Below are 17,868 nucleotides of genomic sequence, written 5' to 3'. Positions count from 1 at the left end.
ATGCTTCAACAACTCAGCTAGGATATAGCATGATCTTCCGGCAGTTTTCCACGCTTAGCCATAATGGCCATAGCTCTTGCAGCAGCAGCTGAAAAGGCCATCCATTCGGGTGTAGCTAATACATCAAGCTCATTTTCATAAAGCATTTCGTCAGTAACGGTATCACCCCACATCTTCCACGCCTCATCAACTTCTTTAAGGCTCATCTTTTCAGATAATGTATACACTGGCTCCTCAAACTGCTGAAAATAAAATTCTAGTGGATGTGCTACGAAATCCTCCCACATACAGAATACTTCCATCAAGCCCGGCATATCTCCCATCTTATACCCAGCAACTGTTTTAACATATTCGAGAATCAGATTCCTGACACGCTGCATAATAATCTGTGGTGAAGGATTGTCTGTCAGCATGTGTAATGGTGTGTAGTAGCTGAGCCAAAGTAAGATAACTTCCTTCACTTGCTTATTGCTAACGTTATTTCCCTCCTCCATTCCACAGACCTGACAGATGCCGATAACGCACTTATGGATAAGAAGTCAGAGCGGCGGGAAATGGCCGATTGGGATATTCAAAAATGACAATCTGTCACGGAAATGGCCTGATTTGGCGGCTGGTACGCTGCTTGCCATTCCCCCCCCGCGAGCATCTCGCACCTTACTCTGACATTTCCTCTTACTTAACTATACCATTCAGATGGGCAAAATAATTGGTATTGACCTCGGCACCACTAACTCGTGCGTAGCCGTTATGGAGGGCAACGAGCCGGTGGTTATTCCGAATAGCGAAGGCCGCCGCACGACGCCCTCGATCGTAGCGTTTCTTGACGGGGGCAAAGGCGAGCGTAAAGTTGGTGACCCGGCTAAGCGTCAGGCCATTACCAACCCGCAGAATACGATTCAGTCGATCAAGCGCTTTATGGGCCGTGGCTTCGGTGAGGTAACCGAAGAGTCCAAGATGGTTTCGTATGCCTTGGAGCGTGGCTCTAACAGCACGGTAGCTGTGAAAATCGGCGACCGTCAGTACACGCCCCAGGAGATTTCGGCTATGGTTCTGCAGAAAATGAAGCAGACCGCTGAGGACTATCTAGGCCAGACGGTAACAGAAGCTGTTATTACGGTTCCTGCTTACTTCAACGACGCCCAGCGCCAGGCTACGAAAGAAGCCGGTGCCATTGCGGGCCTCGACGTGAAGCGTATCATCAACGAGCCAACGGCGGCGGCCTTGGCTTACGGCCTCGACAAGAAGCACAAAGACCAGAAAATCGCCGTGTATGACCTCGGCGGTGGTACGTTCGATATTTCTATCCTGGAGCTTGGCGACGGTGTGTTCGAAGTACTGAGCACTAATGGTGACACTCACCTTGGTGGTGACGACTTCGATCAGGTTATCATCAACTTCCTCGCGGATCAGTTCAAGAGCGACAACGAAGGCCTTGACCTGCGCCAGGACCCGATGGCTCTGCAGCGCTTGAAAGAAGCCGCTGAAAAGGCTAAAGTAGAGCTTTCCAGTTCTACTGAGACTGAAATCAACCTACCTTATGTTACGGCTACCGCTTCGGGTCCGAAGCACTTGGTAGTGAAACTGAGCCGTGCCAAGTTTGAGCAGCTTGCTGACAACCTGGTGAAGCGCTCGATGGAGCCTTGCAAAAAAGCCCTCCAGGACGCTGGTTTGAGCACTTCGGATATCGATGAAGTAATTCTGGTAGGTGGCTCGACCCGTATTCCGCGCATCCAGGAAGAGGTGGAGAAGTTCTTTGGCAAGAAGCCTTCGAAAGGTGTTAACCCCGACGAAGTAGTAGCCATCGGTGCTGCCATTCAGGGTGGTGTATTGACAGGTGAAGTAAAAGACGTGCTGCTGCTCGACGTGACCCCGCTTTCGCTGGGTATTGAGACGATGGGCGGCGTAATGACCAAGCTCATCGAGTCCAACACAACCATCCCGACCAAGAAATCGGAGACCTTCTCGACGGCTTCTGACAATCAGCCTTCCGTAGAGATTCACGTGCTGCAAGGCGAGCGTCCGCTGGCTTCGCAGAACCGCACCATCGGTCGTTTCCATCTCGACAGCATTCCGCCAGCACCCCGCGGTGTACCGCAGATCGAAGTAACTTTTGACATTGATGCCAACGGTATCCTGCACGTATCAGCCAAGGATAAAGGCACTGGTAAAGAGCAGAAAATCCGCATCGAAGCCAGCAGCGGCCTGACCGACGCCGACATCGAGCGGATGCGCAACGAGGCCAAAGCCAACGAGGAAAGCGACAAGCAGGAGAAGGAGCGCATTGAGAAGGTAAACGCTGCCGACTCGATGATCTTTCAAACTGAAAAGCAGCTTTCGGAGTATGGCGACAAGCTCAGCGGCGGCAACAAGACTGCCGTTGAGGGTGCCCTCGCTGACCTGAAGAAGGCCCACGAGAGCAAAGACCTCGGCGCTATTGAAACGGCTATGACGGCTATCAACGCCGCCTGGCAGGCTGCTTCGCAGGAGATGTATGCGGCTACCCAAGGTCAGGAGCAAGGCCAGGGCCAGCCGCAGGGCTACCCCGGCGGCGACGGTCAGCCGAACGGTAACGGCCAGCAAGGCCAGCCCGCCGATAACGTGACCGACGTAGACTACGAAGAAGTAGGCGGCAACAAGTAAGCTGCAATTGAAGTAAAAAGCCCCCTAGCCGACGGTTGGGGGGCTTTTTTGTTATTAATTAGAACAGCGTAGATACCCAGAGTTGTGTCTCGTCGTTGAACGACAGTCCCGCATCGTTAAGGCATAACAACATCAGCAATAAGGAGACACAACTCTGGGTCTACGCCGTTCTGACTAAGCTTTACTAAATCATGAGATTCATCATCGTTGGGGCGGGAATTGGGGGGTTGGCCACGGCGTTGGCTTTGCGCCAGCAGAACCACGACGTGCAGGTAGTGGAAGCAGCTTCGGAGCTGCGCGAAATCGGGGCGGGTGTGGTGCTGGGGGCCAACGCTATGCAAGCCCTGGACCGCTTGGGCGTACACGATGCTGTGCAGGCCGCCGGGTTTCCCATTACCTGCGTCAGTCTGCTGGATCGCCGGGGCCGTGTGCTCAACGATATTGATACAACGCCTTTCACCCGCCGCATCGGCTACGATAACCTAGCTATTCACCGCGCCGACTTGCAGCGTATTCTGCTGGCAAATTTGCCCCCCGGCGTCGTACATCTAAGCAAAACCCTGGAGCGGTTCGAGGAGGAAGACAATTGGGTTACGGCCTATTTCACCGATGGTAGTCAAGTAGAGGGCCAAGCTTTGCTTGGGGCCGATGGCATCCGCTCCCGCGTGCGGCGGCAGCTGTTGCCGGCCAGCCAGCCGCGCTACGCGGGCTACACCTGCTGGCGGGGCGTGATCGAAGCCCAGGCGCTGAATTTGCCCCCCGGTCGCTCCACCGAAACTTGGGGCGGCACCGGGCGCTTCGGGGTGGTGCCGCTGGGCAACGGGCAAGTGTACTGGTTTGCCTGCATCAATAGCCCCGAAGCCCAGAATCCGCGTTACCGCGCGTTCCGGCTGGCTGACTTACAGCGCCACTTCGCCGACTATCATTCTCCTATTCCTGAGCTGCTGGCACTAACGACCGATGAGCAGGCCATTTGGGGCGATATTATCGATCTGAAACCCCTACGGCGCTTCAACTTCGGCCGGGTGCTGCTGTTGGGTGACGCGGCCCACGCCACCACGCCCAACATGGGGCAGGGCGCGGGCCAGGCCGTGGAAGATGCGGCCGTATTGGCCAGTTGTCTGGCCCAGGCAGCCAGCATAGAATCCGCTTTCCAGGCTTTTGACCAACAACGCCGCCCCCGCACGACGCGCATTGTGCGGCAGTCGTGGCAGCTGGGCAAAGTGGCCCAGATGGAGCGGCCGTGGCTGGTGGGCCTGCGCGACGCAGTGATGCGCCGTGTACCTGCCTCAGTGAATAACCGGCAAATGGAGTTTTTGTACGAAACGGATATTTAGGTAGTCAGCTCCTTCTTTTTGCCAGGACTTTTGGCTTCCTCCAGTTCCTGCTCTCGTTCTTCCTCAAAGCCTTCCTGAATCTTTTCTTCTACCTCCTGGTGGTCTTTCTCGTCGGCCTGTTCGGCGTTTTCCCGCTGCGCGTGCTTGTCGTGGGGCTCGTAGCTGAGCTTGATGTAGATGGGAAAATGGTCGGAACCCACGTAGTTCAGGCGCTGAATGTCATTAACCTTAAAGTCGGCCGATACAAATACATGGTCCAGGGGCCAGCGCAACAGCGAGTAGTCGGCATGAAAAGTAGGCAGCAGGCCGCGGCCCACGCGCGGGTCCATCAGGCCGCTGATGCGCCGAAACAGCTCGGAAGTGTGCGACCAGGCCACGTCGTTCATATCGCCAAACACGACGGTCGGCTGATCTTTCTTTTCTATCTCCCGGCCTACCAGCAGCAATTCGGCATCGCGCTTCCTGCTGGTTTTGGCTTCCTGAGGTGCCGGCGGCTTAGGATGCAGGCCATAGAGCCGCACCCAGGTCTTGCCGTCGGGTAGCTGCACGTAGGTGTGCAGGGAAGGCACATCATCGTCGAGCAAATACTTGATATGGCAGTCGCGCACGGGCAGCCGCGAGAAGAAAAGCAAGCCGTACGTATTGTCGAGCGGTTCGTGGCAGGTGTAAGGGTGCGTTTTTTCCAGGGGGCGCAGCTGCTCCAGCCACCATTTATCCGTTTCCACGGCCATGATAATATCAGGATTCAGGCGCTGGAGCTCGGCCAGCGCTTCCTTGCCCTGCTTGTTATACTGAAGCACGTTCATAACAGCCAGGCTCAGATGGCGCACGTCGTCCGGCTGGGTACTGTCTCCTACCTGTTTGCCCGACAGGGGCGTATAAGGCGCAATGCGCACCAGCTGATACACGATGGTGGCGGCCAGCGCCAGCAGCAGTCCGATGCCCCAGTAGCCGGGCAGGCGGTGCCACTCCAGCACGAGTCCTCCCGCCAGCGTCAGCAGGGCCACGCCCACGATTTGCAGGCGCGGAAAATCAAACACCCGAATCCACCAGGCCTCGGCGCGTAGCAGGGGCAAGAGCGTAGCTATCAGCGCCGCGGCCATCAGCAGCAGAACGAAGCCGTGCGCAAGCAAAATCCAAAAGGGTGCGTCGAAGTCGGGCATGGAGAAGAAGATATTCGGAATATAAAAGTTACTTCTTGAAAGATAAAAAACCCCCTAGCTGGCTGCCAGGGGGTTTTTTTGGGTTATTCATCATTAAAGCCGCCCTTACGCAGCTCCTCAATAGTACGCATTACCTTGTCCTTCAACGACGTGCGATACTTCTCCAGCGCATCCACCAGGCGGGCGTTGCTCAAGCCTAATATCTGGGTGGCCAGCACGGCAGCATTGGTCGCCCCATCAATGGCAACCGTAGCAACGGGCACCCCAGCCGGCATTTGCAGCATCGACAGCACCGAATCCAGGCCCCGGATGGAAGTAGCAGAGTTGATAGGCACTCCAATGACGGGCAGCGTGGTAAAAGCGGCCACCATGCCGGGCAGGTGAGCCGCCCCGCCCCCACCCGCGATAAGCACGCGCAAACCGCGCTTGCGGGCCGATTCGGCGTACTCAATCAGTCGATGGGGGGTGCGGTGGGCCGAAACGAGCGTAAACTCGTGTGGGATATTGAACTGACGAAGCAACTCGGCGGCGGCCATCATTACTTTAATATCAGACTGGCTGCCCATGATAATGCCCACCAGGGGCGTATCGCGGGGTTCTTCGGTAGGAGCCGGAGCGGCTGCGGGAGCTGGATTCATATGGATGACGGGAAACGGCACGAACCAATAATTGCCGCACGCGACTTGTACGCGGTGTTAGCTCGGCGGTTGGTTCGTCAAACATAGCACTTTCCCGCCTTGCTGCTTTCCTGCCGCCTCGTACCTTTAGCCGCCTTCACCATGCGACTCGCTTCATGGAAATTCTGCTTGCCACGTTTACTACGCTATTTTCGGTCGTCAATCCCTTCGGGGCCATGCCGGTATTCCTGACGCTTACCGAGGAAGACACGCCCCAGGAGCGCCGCCAGATAGGGATGCGGGCCTGCCTCTACATGATTGCCGTGCTGGCCGTGTCGTTTTTCGCGGGGCAATACGTGCTCAACTTTTTTGGAATCAATATTCACCACCTGCGCATCGCGGGGGGCATTTTGCTCATGCGCTCGGCCTTCGACCTGCTCACGCCCGGCGGCAACCGCGACCGGGTGTCGCCGGCCGCGCTGGAGGAGAGTATGCACAAGAACGATATTTCCTTCACGCCGCTGGCCATGCCCATGCTTTCGGGACCAGGCTCTATCGCGGTGTGCATCAGCTTATTTACCGAGCGCCTCGGCTACTTTGACATGAGCCTAATTTTTCTGGGCTTCGTGCTGGTGGCCCTGGCGGCTTATATTATTCTGATGTCGTCGTTGCGGCTCACGCGGTTTTTGGGGCGGCCCGGCATGGCGGCCCTGGCCCGGGTTATGGGATTTATCACGTTGGCCATCGGGGTCAATTTCATGGCCACGGCTATTAAAGCGCTGTTTCAGGAGTAGGAATTAGCTGTTCGATAAGCACTCAAGAAGCCGCTGCCTGTAAGCCATGAGGCAAAACAGATATCCTATCTTTGCCCGGCAGCTTATAAACCAGATTCGCCAATCAATATTTGTATCTGTGAAACCTGCTTAATCAGCAAAATCCGTGATCAAAAACGACCTCTTACTTCGGGCCGCCCGCGGCGAACAAACCGAGCGTACGCCCGTGTGGCTCATGCGCCAGGCCGGCCGCATTCTGCCCGAATACCGCGCCCTGCGCGCCCGCCTCAGCGGCTTCAAGGAGCTGGTAGAAACGCCTGAGCTGGCCGCCGAAGTCACCATTCAGCCCGTAGACGCGCTCGACGTGGATGCCGCCATCATCTTCTCCGATATCCTGGTGGTGCCCGACGCCATGGGGCTTACCTATGAGATGGTAGAGGCCCGCGGCCCGCTTTTTCCCGAAACCATCCGCTCGGCCGCCGACGTGCGGAAGCTGCGCGTGACCGACCCCGAGGAGGGGCTGGGCTACGTGCTGGAGGCCATTCGCGTGACCAAGCGGGCGCTGAACGGCCGGGTGCCGCTCATCGGGTTTGCCGGCGCGCCCTGGACCATTCTGGCCTATATGGTGGAGGGCCACGGCTCCAAAACTTTCTCCAAAGCCCGGCGCATGCTGTACGCCGAGCCGGCGCTGGCTCACCAGCTATTGGAGAAAATTACGGCTACCACCATTGCCTACCTGCAAGCCCAGGTGCAAGCCGGCGCCAACCTCATTCAGGTATTCGACTCTTGGGCCGGCATTTTGCCCCCCAATCATTACCGTGAGTTCAGCACCCGTTACATCGCCCAAATCTGTGCGGCGCTGCCCAATGTGCCCGTAACAGTGTTTGCCAAAGGCGCTTTTTTCGCCCTCGAAGATTTCGCCCAACTTGATTGCCAGACCATCGGCCTCGACTGGAACCAGGACCCACGCACGGCCCGTACCATCATCGGCGACAACCATACGCTGCAAGGCAACCTCGACCCCTGTGCCCTCTACGGTTCCCCGGAGCAGGTGCAGGCGGCCACCATCGAAATGCTGCGCCACTTTGGTCCTCAGCGCCACATCGCCAACCTCGGCCACGGCGTGTACCCCGACACCGACCCGGCCAGCGTGCGTGTGTTTATCGACACGGTGAAAGAGTTCAGCGCCCTGGCGCGGGAAGGGCAGATATAAATTTGACGCTACAAAAAGCCCCCCAGTAAATTACTGGGGGCTTTTTGTAGGTACTCATTTCGTTTTCTACCCTAATTCACCCCTAAGCCGAACGGGCTTGCATGACAGCTCCCATCAGCCCTGCTTCCTGGGCTTCTTCCAGCAGCCGCTGCTTCTCAATCGGCACTACGCCAACTTGTTCGCAGACCAAGCCGCCACCCAGGTTTGCCAGGGCAGCCAACGCAGGTGCCGGCAAACCCAAAGCCACGCATAAAGCGGCAATGCTAATCACCGTGTCGCCGGCCCCGGACACGTCAGAAATGGCACGCAGGTGGGCAGGAATATAGGTGCGGCCGGTAGCAAGAGCGTCGCTGAATATGCCGCGCTCGGAGAGAGTAACCAAAATAATGACGGGCGTCAGTAGCTCACGCAGGCGCTGGACGGCGGCCTCAAACTGCGGGCGGGCGGCGGCGGTGTCGTCAAAATCCAGCTTCAGGCCTTCGCGCAGCTCTTTTAGGTTGGGCTTGAAAAGGGTACAATAGCGGTAGGCCAGAAAGTTTTTGCGCTTGGGGTCAACGACAGTTGGGATGTTGCGCTGCCGGGCTTGGGCGATGAAGTGCTGAATCAGGGCTTCGTTGAGCACGCCTTTGTCGTAGTCCTCGAATATCACGACGTCGGCCTGGGGCAACAGGGCTTCGTAGCAGGCAGTGAGAGCGGCGGCTTCGGCGGCGTTCAGGTCCGTTTCTACTTCCGAGTCGATGCGCAGCAGGTGCTGACCGGCAGCCAGTATACGTTGCTTCACCGTCGTTGGCCGAGCGGGGCTGCGCACGATGCCTTCCGCCGACAGGCTTTTTCCTTTCAATAAATCAAGCAGCTGGTCGCCGCCCGTGTCCTGGCCTACCACCGCGCACAACAAGGGCGTTGCGCCCAGGGCCTGCACATTCAGGGCCACGTTGGCGGCCCCACCGAGGCGCTGCTCGGTGCGGCTCACATGCACGATGGGCACGGGCGCCTCGGGCGAAATGCGGCCGGCCTTGCCCCAGACGTAGGCATCCAGCATCACGTCGCCCACAATGAGTACCGTGAGGCGGTTGAAAGCAGCAAATAATTCGGGCAGCGAGCTAGGCGGTACGGTGGGGGGCATTTTTACGACTTTCGACGAAGGAAGCCGCAAAGGTAACACCAAGCTCCAGCTTAGCTCCGCTGTCCTTCGGTTAGTGAATCGTTGTTTACGGCGCGGTGTAGCGCGAAGCTTCTGCTTCGCGTTTCGTTGCTGAAGTTGGCAAAAAAAGCCCCCCAGTGCCTGTCGTTCAACGAGACGCGAAGCGGAAGCTTCACCGCGCTACACCAGCTTTTCCAGACTATCTTTTATGCGAATGAAGGCTTCGCGTAGCTTCTCATCAGCGGCCGCGGTACTAAAACGCATGCAGTTAGGCGCTCCAAACGCCTCACCCGTGACGGCGGCCACGTGCGCATCGTTCAGTAGAAACATGGCCAGATCGGTAGCGTTTTCGATGGTCTCCCCTTGGGGGGCTTTTTTGCCGAAATAGGCGCTCACATCCGGGAAAACGTAGAAAGCACCGGCCGGCGTTGGCGTCTTGAAACCCGGAATTTCCTTCACCAGCTTTAATACCAGGTCGCGGCGACGGTGGTAGGCGGTTACCATCTCGTCGGCGGAGCTACGGCCACCTTCCAGGGCTGCCAGGGCGGCGCGTTGGGCAATGGAGCAGGTACCCGAGGTAATCTGGCTCTGCATTTTCTCGCAGGCGCCAGCAATTTCCTTGCGCGCGGCCAGGTAGCCCACGCGCCAGCCCGTCATGGCGTAGCCTTTAGAAAACCCGTTTACGGTAATCACCTGGTCTTTTATCTCATCAAACTCAGCTAAGCTCACATGCTCGCCCTCGAAGTTGATGTACTCATAAATCTCGTCGGCAATAGCAAATACCTGGGGGTGACGCGCCAGTACGGCCGCTATATCAGCTAGCTCCTCACGCGAGAACACCGCGCCCGTGGGATTGCAGGGCGACGAGTACATAATAAGTTTGGTGCGCGGCGTAATGGCCTCCTCAATTTGAGCTGCCGTGGCTTTATAGTCGTTTTCCAGTGAGCCCATCACGCGCACCGAAACTCCCTCGGCCAGGCGCACCATTTCCTCGTAGCTCACCCAGTACGGGGCCAGCACAATGACCTCCTCGCCGGGATTTACCATGCTCATCACCGCATTGGCCAAAGCCTGCTTCGCGCCCGTACTCACCACGATGTTCTCACACTGATACTCGAGGCGGTTTTCGCGGCGTAGCTTGTCGGCAATGGCCTGGCGCAGCTCTACGTAGCCGGGCACGGGTGTGTACTTGGTGTAGCCTTCGTCGAGGGCGCGCTTGGCGGCGTCCTTGATGTACTGGGGCGTTTGAAAATCCGGCTCGCCGAAGCTTAGGTTAATTACGTTATGCCCTTGAGCGGCTAATTCACGCGATTTTTTGGCCATCGCAATAGTCTGCGACTCTTGCAGAGCGCTGATGCGATCAGAGAGAAACGTAGCAGCGAGCGTAGCGGAAGCGGACATAGAGTGGGGAGCTTTGTGGGTGCACAAAAGTACTGGTAAAGTACGGATGCTATTGGGGATAAGCAACGACGGGCAATCCCCTACTCCTGCCCCAGCCATCGAAAGCGCCGTACCAGAATATTAAGATCAGTAGAAGGCGTGTAGTCTTTGGCGTAGAGCAGCTCGAGTCGGCGGCGGGTAGCCTCGGGCAGGGGCGCGGCGACGGTGTCGGTAGCGTCGGCGGGCGAGAGCACGGCGGGCGTGGTGCGGCGCGAGGCGTCGGTGTGGCGCAGGCCTACCCAGGTGCGGCGGCCCACCAACACGCGCAGGCAGTTGCGCAGATAGCCCACTTTTTCCAGCGCAAACCACACCAGCGCCGGGGCCGCGAGCAGCAACCCCAGACTGGTAAGCACATCAAGCAGGCGCTTGGTACGGGCGCGCTGGGGCTGAAACAGGTTCAGGGCAATATCGAGGGCATAATACTCGCCGGGCGCATCTTTCGAGGAGCTGCCGATGATGTATTCGCTGTCTTCGGGCAGGATCTTGTAGGCGACCGGTGGGTATTGCGGCAGCCGGATCATGAGGGAAATGATGCGGGTCGCCGACAAATCTTTACCGCAGAAAATCAGCTCATCAAGGGCATGAATCCGAATGATTTCATCGAGCTGATGTAGCTGCCCGAGTAAATAGCGGCTTGGCGGGGCGGCGGGGTCGGGCACGGGGGTTACGTAGCCCACGATGCTCGCCTGCACCCTGGCCGTTTCGAGTAGGTGGCGCACCCGCCGGCTTTCCTCCGCCGACCCCACGATGGCAATATTTTTCTGGTGGCTTTGCATGAGGCGCAGGTTGCGGTGGCGCATCACATGGCTGATTAGCCGCCGCCCGATGAGTACGACTATGCTCCAAAAGCCCCCCAATAGAATCAGGGCATTGGAATAGCGGTAAGATTCCAGAAAATTGGAGCCGGCCGAAATAAGCACCGTACCTACCACGATGCCCCGAACGATACGCCAAGCTCTGAAAGGCTTATCGTAGCTGCCGCTGAGGTAGGCGCAACCCAGCCACACCAGCACGTAAGCCGGCACTACCACCTCCATCAGCGGTGATGGATAATCGGCAGGCCCCTGCTTTTGATACTCCTCCCAGTAGTTCTTCAGCAGATACATGCCCCCGTAAAGCAGCCCGGCATCCAGCAGAATGGGCACAATGCTGGTAAGAACGCGGCGCCCGACGGCTAGGCCCGCGCGCAGCCAGATAGCCAAGTGAATGAGCAGGGAGAAAATCCCAGCCTGATTGGGGGCGAAATGCTTACGGGCAAACACAATCATGGCCCGGTAGAATACGAACACGTAGTTGACGCTCGTGCGCTTCGTGCTTTCGCCTTTGTAGTGAATGATGCGGGTGCCGGGAAAATAATAGTTTTTCCACCCCCCACGCGTGAGCCGATACGACAGGTCAATGTCCTCGCCGTACATGAAGTAATCTTCATCGAGCAAGCCAACGGCATCCAGGGCGCTTTTGCGCAGCAGCATAAAGGCTCCACTCAGCACATCTACTTCGTGGGTTTGGTCTTTGTCGAGGTAACACAGGTGGTAGCGGCCAAACGTGCGCGAACCTGGAAACAGCGCTGCGAGCCCAAAAACTTTATAGAAAGCTACCCGTGGTGTGGGCAAGCCGCGCTTGCTTTCGGGCAAGAACTTTCCTTGGCCATCCAGCATTTTCACGCCTAATCCGCCGCCCTCGGGGTGCTCGTCCAGAAATTCGCAGCAGGCCCGGAAAGTGTCCTCCTCTACTACCGTATCGGGATTAAGCAGTAGGATATACTCGCCCCGCGCCTGCCGTATGGCTTGGTTGTTTGCCTTGGCAAAACCAGGGTTGTGTTTGTTTTCCAGCAGGATAACCTCCGGAAACCGCGCCCGAACCATTGCTACGGAGCCATCCACGGAGTTATTATCAACCACAAATACCTCCGCCGGGGCATCCAGCTTTTGCAAGGCCCGCCGCACCGACAACAGCGTCTGGCTCAGAAAATAGCTGACGTTGTAGTTGACAATGATAATGGAGAGCTTCACGGCGGGCGGCAGCGGGAGTAAGAGGGGCCGGGAAAGTTACGGACTAAACCGCATCCTCAGATTCAGATTTCCGCGCTAGCATAAAAAAGGCTTGCCGCAGGAGACAAACTCTTTGTACTGTCTGGAATGTGGAATGGCGTGGCGCTACGACTTTTTCTGTCGTAGCACCGCTCCGCGGAAGTCGTAGGACCACGCCTCAAAAAAGCCCCCCAGCCGGCTACCGCGCCTGGCGCTGCCGCTCCACGATGCTGCGGCCCAGGGTTATTTCGTCGGCGTACTCCAACTCGCCCCCCACGGGGATACCGCGGGCAATGCTGCTGATGTGCACGTCGGCAAACTCGCGCAGCTTGCGCGTGAGGTAAAAAGCTGTAGTATCGCCTTCCATCGTAGGGCTGATGGCGAGGATAACTTCTTTGATTTCCGATTCAGGAATACGCTTGAGCAAGGAGTCAATCTGCAAATCGGAAGGGCCAATGCCTTCAATGGGGGAAATAACGCCCCCCAGTACGTGATATACGCCCTGATACTGACTGGTATTCTCAATAGCAATCACGTCACGAATGTCCGATACGACGCATACTATGGCGTGGTCGCGCAGCTTATTGGCGCAAATGCTGCACTCCTCCGTATCGGCAATGTTATGGCAAGTATGGCAATATGTGATTTCGAAGCGCATTTTGGCCAGTGCCTCCGCCAGGGAGGCGGTGTTGTCGCTTTCCGCCTTGAGCAGGTGCAGTGCCAGGCGCAAAGCCGTTTTGCGGCCAATACCGGGCAGCTTGGAAAGCTCCGCCACGGCGTTTTCTATCAGTTTGGAAGGGAATTCCATGTAGTAATGGGCTAGGGAATAATGTGCCGCTATGCTGAGTTTAAATAAACTGTAGGCTTACTACCTCACTAGCTCACTCTGAAACAGCACCTTAAAGAATATCGGCCGAGATACCGCGGTCGTGGATGGCAGTGCACATACCAGCCAGCTCATCGTAGGCGCCGTGCTTTACGGTGCACTGGCCTTTATAGTGAATCAGCAGGGTGCATTGCTCGGCCTGCTCGGGCTCGTGCCCGCACACGTCAATGAGGGTTTTGATTACGTGGTCGAAGGTGTTCACATCATCGTTGTACACGATTAGGTCGCGAACATCGATGGTTTCTTCGAGTAGTAAAACGTCCTCATTATAGTCAATCTGCGGCTTGGTGTTCATGGCGCAAAAGTACGGATTATCAAGGAAAAAGGCGCAGATTTGGGCCTGCACCGGCCTAGTATAACCACCATGCGGGCAGATTCGTTTCGCGAAATAAAATGGTGAAATAGTGAAATGGTGAGTTTGACGTTCTTGAGGCGCAGACCACATAAGCGCGAACACCTAGAACAGCAAACTCACCACTCACCATTTCACTATTTCACCATTTCCCAAGCAACGCGTCGATGCCCGTTCCTTCCACCGACTTTAAAAAAGCCCTTAAGCAGCTCCCCGACAAGGAAAAGGAAGCCTTGCTGCTGCGCGCCGTGCGCCGCGACGCGGAGCTTTACGAAACCTTTGCCTTCGAGCTGCTGCCCGACGTGACCGTAGAGCAGGTATACGAGCAAACCGCCGACCGCATTCACGAGCTGTTCAACGTGGCCGTAACGGGCCGCCTGCTCAACCGCAGCCTCAACAAGGCGCTGAGCAAAGCCACCAAAGAAACCGCCCGCGCCCGCCGCATCACTAAAGACAAGCGCCTGGAAATTGACCTGATACTCTACACCTTACGCCTGATTTTTGATAACTACACGGGCCAGTTCGACAGTCCCTACAACGGGTTTTACGTCAGTACCGCCCGCATGACAACCCGCGCCGTGCAGCTCGTGCTCATCAACCTGCACGAAGACCTGTGGCTGGAATACAAAGCGGAACTGGACGATTTTCTAACCCAGCTGCACAACCGCAGCAAAAGCCGCAATCTGCGCTTCGAGCTACCGCACGAGCTGGTAATCCCAGACTAAAAAAGCCCCCCAGAATAGGTCTGGGGGGCTTTTTCATTATTAAGAACTGAGGCTACTTAGTTAGCAGCAACGCCGTTGCCTTTTTTGGCAATAACGTTGAAGCTCAGCGTGAACTCGTCGTAGATAGCCTTGTCGCCGATACCTTCGAAGAAGGATTTCGAGCCGTACTTGATGTCGTACTTGGTGCGGTCGATGGTGGCAACGCCCGTGGCGGCAGCCAACCCGTTCTTCACGCCTACTTTGGCAGGGAAGGTGATGGGCTTGGTGATGCCTTTGATAGTCAGGTCGCCGGTGATAGTGGCGTTGTTGGCATCAGCAGCAGCACCCTTGATGGGGGTGATGTTCGTGATTTTGAGGGTAGCCGTAGGGTTTTTCTCCGTGCCGAAGAAGTCATCAGCCTTCAGGTGACCTAGCAATTTGCCGTTGCTGTCGGCATCCGTCAGGTCCACTACTTTCAGCGAGTTCATATCGACTACGAAAGTACCGCCTACCAATTGGTTGCCGCGCACCAGTACATTGCCTTCTTTGAATTGAATGGTGCCGTTGTGCTCACCGGTTACTTTTTTGCCTACCCAGCCCAAGGTGCTGAGCTGAGGCTGAATCTGGTAAGCGGTACCAGCCGCTTTGGCGGTGCCGGGAGTAGTTTTCTTGGCGGCTGGCTGTTGAGCCATTGCGGGAGCAGTAAACAGAGCAGCAACGAAGAGAGCTGACAAAGCAATTTTTTTCATGATCAGAGAAAGAAAAAAATGAAGGGATAAACTGGAGTTGATTGAAAGCCGTCAGTCACGGATTTTATCAAGCAGGTCGCTCAGCTGAGCAGCCTCGGTGGGCGTAAGATTGTGTAAGCCGGAGTTATGGTGCGTTACGGTGCCTTCCATACTGCGCAATAGCTCCAACCCCGCCTCGGTAATATGAATGTCCACGGCGCGGCGGTTGCTGGGACAAACGGTGCGGGTAGCGTAAGTTTTGGCTACCAGCTTATCTACAATGCGGGAGGCGTTACTGGTTTTGTCGAGCATGCGCTCAATAAGCAGATTGACGGTGGCGGGCTTGGGATGCTGACCGCGCAGAATGCGTAAAATGTTATACTGAGGTAGCGTAACGTCGAACTCGCGGAAAGCCGCTGCCTGACGCAACTGTAGCCAGCCCGTGGTATATATCAGATTGATATGGGCTTTTTGGTAATCGTCTTTGAAAGTAGGCTGCTTGATTTCGTCTTCGATTTTCATGAGCGGCGGCGTACTGTTGCCGAATGATGCTACAAATATATGTACATACATTTAATGTTGTAACATCGTTCGCCAAAATAATTTTTAATTAAGTATTTTAGATATTTATTATCCCCACATTGGCTGAATGAGCAGCAAGCTAGGCAGTGGGCTTTATTGAAGCAGTAGATCCATATGTTTTAAAGTCTCACTGGTAGACCTGTGGTTGCACTGCTGCTACACAATGTACTCTGTTGTGCTTTGTTAACTAATGGTCATCCAATTATCTTAACAAGTAATCCAATAAAGCATTATCGCTCTTTCAAGTAAGCACGCCAGACATATACAGGCGCAGCAAGAGACGCATATTCCCGCGAATCAGACGAAAAGCCCCTTACTTCTATTTCCACTTCTTGTGTCCGTCATGTCTACTGATTCCGCTGCTGTCGCTGCCTGCCTGAACTGCAACCAGCAGCTACCAGCTGGCTCCTTCTGCCCGAACTGCGGGCAGCGCCATCCGCACCGCCTCACGGTAGGCCACGTAGCGCACGAGATATTCCACGTCTTTACCCATGCCGATAATACTATTGTGGGCTACATACCCCAGCTACTATTTTATCCGGGCCGGGTGGTAGCCGATTACTTGGCGGGCCGACGTAAGCGCTATTTCAATCCCTTTCAGTTTATGCTGCTCATGGTAGCCCTGGCTACCGCGGCGGCCGCACTTCTGAATTACTACGAAGCCACAGGAGCCGAAATGCAACGCCGCTACGCCAGCCGGATGCCTGCCGAAGAACTGGCCCGCATGGTAAAGTACTTTCATTATGTGGGCAAGTACTACAACCTGTGGTGGCTGCTGCTGGCTTTGCCTATGTACGCCTTATTTACGTGGCTGGTCTACCGCAAGCGAGGCCTCAACTACGCCGAGTCGTTCTTCGTGCAAGTTATTATAGGATCAGCCTTCAACCTTTATCTAGCGCTGATCCTGTTCGCCTTATGGGTAGTACGCTTCAAAGCCCTGGCCAGCAGCAACGTGGCCAGCAGCCTGCAGATAGGCATTATTCTGCTTTACCTGATTCTGGTGGGCCGGCAGGGGCTTGGGCTTACCTGGGCGGGCGCGAACTGGCGGGCATTTCTCACCGTGTTGCTCAGCGCGGCCGGCAGCTACGCCCTGAATAGCCTGCTGTTTCGCTGGTATGTATTTGGGTAAGCCGGCTGCTATCCAAGGTTAGGTACGGCAATCTGAGCCCGCAACAAACCTTCTTTCTCCTGTACCAACCCAAATGGCTCGTCGCGAATGATGATGAACCCATCCAGGTCGCATACCTGGGCCTGGCTGCTTATCTGCATTGCCCCCCAGATGCCCAGCGTCGTCTCCACCATGCAGCCAATCATCGTATCGAGGCCGTGGGCGCGGGTCTGATCGAGCAGGCGCAGGCCATTGCGGTAGCCGCCGGCTTTCATCAGCTTCATGTTCACGCCGTGAAACTGCCGGGCGATGTCGGTAAAATCGGCGTCGTTGGTTACCGACTCGTCGGCGAAAACGGGATACGGCGAGCGAGGGCGCAGGTAGCGGTAGTGGTCGGTGCAGGCGGCGGGCAAAGGCTGCTCCAGCAAGCGTACCACGAGGCCAGGCAGGGGGGCAATTTTTTCCAGAAACCGCAACAGCGCGTCGGCGTCGGTCCAGGCTTCGTTGCCGTCGATAATAAGTTGGCGACCTGGTAAAGCACGGGTCACTTCGCGCAGCAACTCGTAGCCGCTGGCCTGGTCTACCTTTATTTTAAGCAGAGAAAACCGCCCCATGTTCTGCTCCCGAATAAAGGCAGCTACCTCATCGGGGGGCATGATGGGTAGCGTCAAGGCGGTAGGCACGGCCGCCGCCGGCTCAGGTAAGCCCAGGACCGCCGCTACCGACTGCCCCGTGTGTGCTGCCTGCCAGTGCACGTAGGCCGATTCCAACGCAAAGCTCAACGCATGCGCTACGGAATGATGACCCAAAAACTCCGTTAGCTCATCCAACGACTTTACTTGATCCAGCCCACCAGCTAGTAATTGCTTGAACTCCATTTGCAGACCCTCCGGCGACTCTCCGTAGCGCACGTTAGGTGCCGCCTCGCCCCAGCCTACCGCTCCGCCGGCTTCGTGCTGCACCCGCACGAGCAGGTTGGTTTTGGCGGTGGAGGCGTTGCGCGATATTTTCCAGGTGTAGCGCAGCGGCAGCTCACGCGTTTCGATGGTCCAAAGCATGGCGTAGAGTATGGGGCAGGAATAGGCTGAAGAGTGGGCGGAGCGCAAAGCTACTTTTCTGCGGCACCAAATCCAGCTAGGCCGGGTCTCATA

The 17,868-nt window shown here is 56.4% G+C and carries 17 protein-coding genes; 6 read left to right on the top strand and 11 right to left on the bottom strand.

Annotated features, from left to right (window positions below):
- Window positions 1-17: 17 nt before the first annotated feature.
- Complete coding sequence (locus B9A24_RS07555) at window positions 18-461, bottom strand: hypothetical protein (RefSeq protein WP_143434817.1); 444 nt, start codon at window positions 459-461, stop codon at window positions 18-20.
- A gap of 235 nt (window positions 462-696) precedes the next feature.
- Between B9A24_RS07555 and dnaK the strand changes: the two genes are divergently transcribed.
- Both dnaK and B9A24_RS07545 read left to right on the top strand, forming a co-directional pair.
- Window positions 697-2,643 carry a molecular chaperone DnaK gene (gene dnaK / locus B9A24_RS07550; protein WP_084444567.1) on the top strand — a complete coding sequence of 649 codons (1,947 nt, stop codon included), beginning with the start codon at window positions 697-699 and terminating at the stop codon, window positions 2,641-2,643.
- Between the two features lie 191 nt (window positions 2,644-2,834).
- Window positions 2,835-3,980 carry an FAD-dependent monooxygenase gene (locus B9A24_RS07545; RefSeq protein WP_084444566.1) on the top strand — a complete coding sequence of 382 codons (1,146 nt, stop codon included), beginning with the start codon at window positions 2,835-2,837 and terminating at the stop codon, window positions 3,978-3,980.
- Here the strand turns inward: B9A24_RS07545 and B9A24_RS07540 are convergent.
- Window positions 3,977-5,143: an endonuclease/exonuclease/phosphatase family protein gene (locus B9A24_RS07540; protein ID WP_084444565.1), complete on the bottom strand. Its 1,167-nt coding sequence runs from the start codon at window positions 5,141-5,143 to the stop codon at window positions 3,977-3,979. The two genes, B9A24_RS07545 and B9A24_RS07540, sit on opposite strands and share 4 nt — an antisense overlap.
- Window positions 5,144-5,226: 83 nt before the next feature.
- On the bottom strand, window positions 5,227-5,781 hold the full coding sequence (purE, locus tag B9A24_RS07535; protein ID WP_084444564.1) for a 5-(carboxyamino)imidazole ribonucleotide mutase: 555 nt from the start codon (window positions 5,779-5,781) through the stop codon (window positions 5,227-5,229).
- Window positions 5,782-5,936: 155 nt separating this feature from the next.
- Here purE and B9A24_RS07530 point away from each other — a divergent pair, with 155 nt between their 5' ends.
- Window positions 5,937-6,554 (top strand): MarC family protein, encoded by a 618-nt coding sequence (locus tag B9A24_RS07530; protein WP_084444563.1) that lies wholly within the window; start codon window positions 5,937-5,939, stop codon window positions 6,552-6,554.
- Window positions 6,555-6,699: 145 nt separating this feature from the next.
- Window positions 6,700-7,746, top strand: coding sequence for a uroporphyrinogen decarboxylase (gene hemE / locus B9A24_RS07525; protein WP_084444562.1), 1,047 nt, complete (start codon window positions 6,700-6,702; stop codon window positions 7,744-7,746).
- A gap of 82 nt (window positions 7,747-7,828) precedes the next feature.
- Here the strand turns inward: hemE and B9A24_RS07520 are convergent, their stop codons facing one another.
- The 5 genes from B9A24_RS07520 to B9A24_RS07500 all read right to left on the bottom strand — a co-directional run bounded on the left by B9A24_RS07520 (window position 7,829) and on the right by B9A24_RS07500 (window position 13,538).
- A complete protein-coding gene (locus B9A24_RS07520; RefSeq protein WP_084444561.1) occupies window positions 7,829-8,869 on the bottom strand; it encodes a bifunctional heptose 7-phosphate kinase/heptose 1-phosphate adenyltransferase in 1,041 nt (346 codons plus the stop codon).
- A 198-nt stretch (window positions 8,870-9,067) separates the two neighbouring features.
- Window positions 9,068-10,288 (bottom strand): pyridoxal phosphate-dependent aminotransferase, encoded by a 1,221-nt coding sequence (locus tag B9A24_RS07515; RefSeq protein WP_084444560.1) that lies wholly within the window; start codon window positions 10,286-10,288, stop codon window positions 9,068-9,070.
- Window positions 10,289-10,368: 80 nt separating this feature from the next.
- Window positions 10,369-12,339, bottom strand: coding sequence for a glycosyltransferase (locus tag B9A24_RS07510; RefSeq protein ID WP_084444559.1), 1,971 nt, complete (start codon window positions 12,337-12,339; stop codon window positions 10,369-10,371).
- 217 nt (window positions 12,340-12,556) lie between these two features.
- Window positions 12,557-13,165 (bottom strand): recombination mediator RecR, encoded by a 609-nt coding sequence (gene recR, locus B9A24_RS07505; RefSeq protein WP_084444558.1) that lies wholly within the window; start codon window positions 13,163-13,165, stop codon window positions 12,557-12,559.
- 91 nt (window positions 13,166-13,256) lie between these two features.
- Window positions 13,257-13,538 carry an ATP-dependent Clp protease adaptor ClpS gene (locus tag B9A24_RS07500; RefSeq protein WP_084444557.1) on the bottom strand — a complete coding sequence of 94 codons (282 nt, stop codon included), beginning with the start codon at window positions 13,536-13,538 and terminating at the stop codon, window positions 13,257-13,259.
- Window positions 13,539-13,762: 224 nt separating this feature from the next.
- Here B9A24_RS07500 and B9A24_RS07495 point away from each other — a divergent pair, with 224 nt between their 5' ends.
- Window positions 13,763-14,320 (top strand): hypothetical protein, encoded by a 558-nt coding sequence (locus B9A24_RS07495; RefSeq protein WP_084444556.1) that lies wholly within the window; start codon window positions 13,763-13,765, stop codon window positions 14,318-14,320.
- 56 nt (window positions 14,321-14,376) lie between these two features.
- On the opposite strand, the gene B9A24_RS07490 is transcribed toward B9A24_RS07495, so the two are convergent.
- Both B9A24_RS07490 and B9A24_RS07485 read right to left on the bottom strand, forming a co-directional pair.
- Window positions 14,377-15,048, bottom strand: a complete 672-nt coding sequence (locus tag B9A24_RS07490) for a YceI family protein (RefSeq protein ID WP_084444555.1) — start codon at window positions 15,046-15,048, stop codon at window positions 14,377-14,379.
- A 51-nt stretch (window positions 15,049-15,099) separates the two neighbouring features.
- Window positions 15,100-15,549: a MarR family winged helix-turn-helix transcriptional regulator gene (locus B9A24_RS07485; RefSeq protein ID WP_084444642.1), complete on the bottom strand. Its 450-nt coding sequence runs from the start codon at window positions 15,547-15,549 to the stop codon at window positions 15,100-15,102.
- A gap of 403 nt (window positions 15,550-15,952) precedes the next feature.
- Between B9A24_RS07485 and B9A24_RS07480 the strand changes: the two genes are divergently transcribed.
- Window positions 15,953-16,738 carry a DUF3667 domain-containing protein gene (locus B9A24_RS07480; RefSeq protein WP_084444554.1) on the top strand — a complete coding sequence of 262 codons (786 nt, stop codon included), beginning with the start codon at window positions 15,953-15,955 and terminating at the stop codon, window positions 16,736-16,738.
- An 8-nt stretch (window positions 16,739-16,746) separates the two neighbouring features.
- Here B9A24_RS07480 and B9A24_RS07475 read toward each other — a convergent pair whose 3' ends face one another.
- The gene (locus B9A24_RS07475; protein ID WP_084444553.1) at window positions 16,747-17,775 is read right to left on the bottom strand and encodes a dipeptide epimerase; all 1,029 of its coding nucleotides are present in this window, start codon (window positions 17,773-17,775) and stop codon (window positions 16,747-16,749) included.
- Window positions 17,776-17,868: the final 93 nt, after the last annotated feature.

The organism is Hymenobacter roseosalivarius DSM 11622 (genome assembly GCF_900176135.1).
Taxonomy (GTDB): Bacteria; Bacteroidota; Bacteroidia; order Cytophagales; family Hymenobacteraceae; genus Hymenobacter; species Hymenobacter roseosalivarius.
The sequence above is the reverse complement of the archived record's forward strand: the minus strand, read 5'-3'. Positions and strand labels throughout refer to the sequence as shown.

Coding starts and splice junctions, on each gene's coding strand:
- B9A24_RS07530 (WP_084444563.1), top strand. CDS start 5,937: ATGGAAATTCTGCTTGCCACGTTTACTACGCTATTTTCGGTCGTCAAT.
- B9A24_RS07480 (WP_084444554.1), top strand. CDS start 15,953: ATGTCTACTGATTCCGCTGCTGTCGCTGCCTGCCTGAACTGCAACCAG.
- B9A24_RS07490 (WP_084444555.1), bottom strand. CDS start 15,048: ATGAAAAAAATTGCTTTGTCAGCTCTCTTCGTTGCTGCTCTGTTTACT.
- recR (WP_084444558.1), bottom strand. CDS start 13,165: ATGGAATTCCCTTCCAAACTGATAGAAAACGCCGTGGCGGAGCTTTCC.
- B9A24_RS07495 (WP_084444556.1), top strand. CDS start 13,763: ATGCCCGTTCCTTCCACCGACTTTAAAAAAGCCCTTAAGCAGCTCCCC.
- purE (WP_084444564.1), bottom strand. CDS start 5,781: ATGAATCCAGCTCCCGCAGCCGCTCCGGCTCCTACCGAAGAACCCCGC.
- B9A24_RS07545 (WP_084444566.1), top strand. CDS start 2,835: ATGAGATTCATCATCGTTGGGGCGGGAATTGGGGGGTTGGCCACGGCG.
- B9A24_RS07520 (WP_084444561.1), bottom strand. CDS start 8,869: ATGCCCCCCACCGTACCGCCTAGCTCGCTGCCCGAATTATTTGCTGCT.
- dnaK (WP_084444567.1), top strand. CDS start 697: ATGGGCAAAATAATTGGTATTGACCTCGGCACCACTAACTCGTGCGTA.
- B9A24_RS07475 (WP_084444553.1), bottom strand. CDS start 17,775: ATGCTTTGGACCATCGAAACGCGTGAGCTGCCGCTGCGCTACACCTGG.
- B9A24_RS07540 (WP_084444565.1), bottom strand. CDS start 5,143: ATGCCCGACTTCGACGCACCCTTTTGGATTTTGCTTGCGCACGGCTTC.
- B9A24_RS07485 (WP_084444642.1), bottom strand. CDS start 15,549: ATGAAAATCGAAGACGAAATCAAGCAGCCTACTTTCAAAGACGATTAC.
- B9A24_RS07515 (WP_084444560.1), bottom strand. CDS start 10,288: ATGTCCGCTTCCGCTACGCTCGCTGCTACGTTTCTCTCTGATCGCATC.
- B9A24_RS07500 (WP_084444557.1), bottom strand. CDS start 13,538: ATGAACACCAAGCCGCAGATTGACTATAATGAGGACGTTTTACTACTC.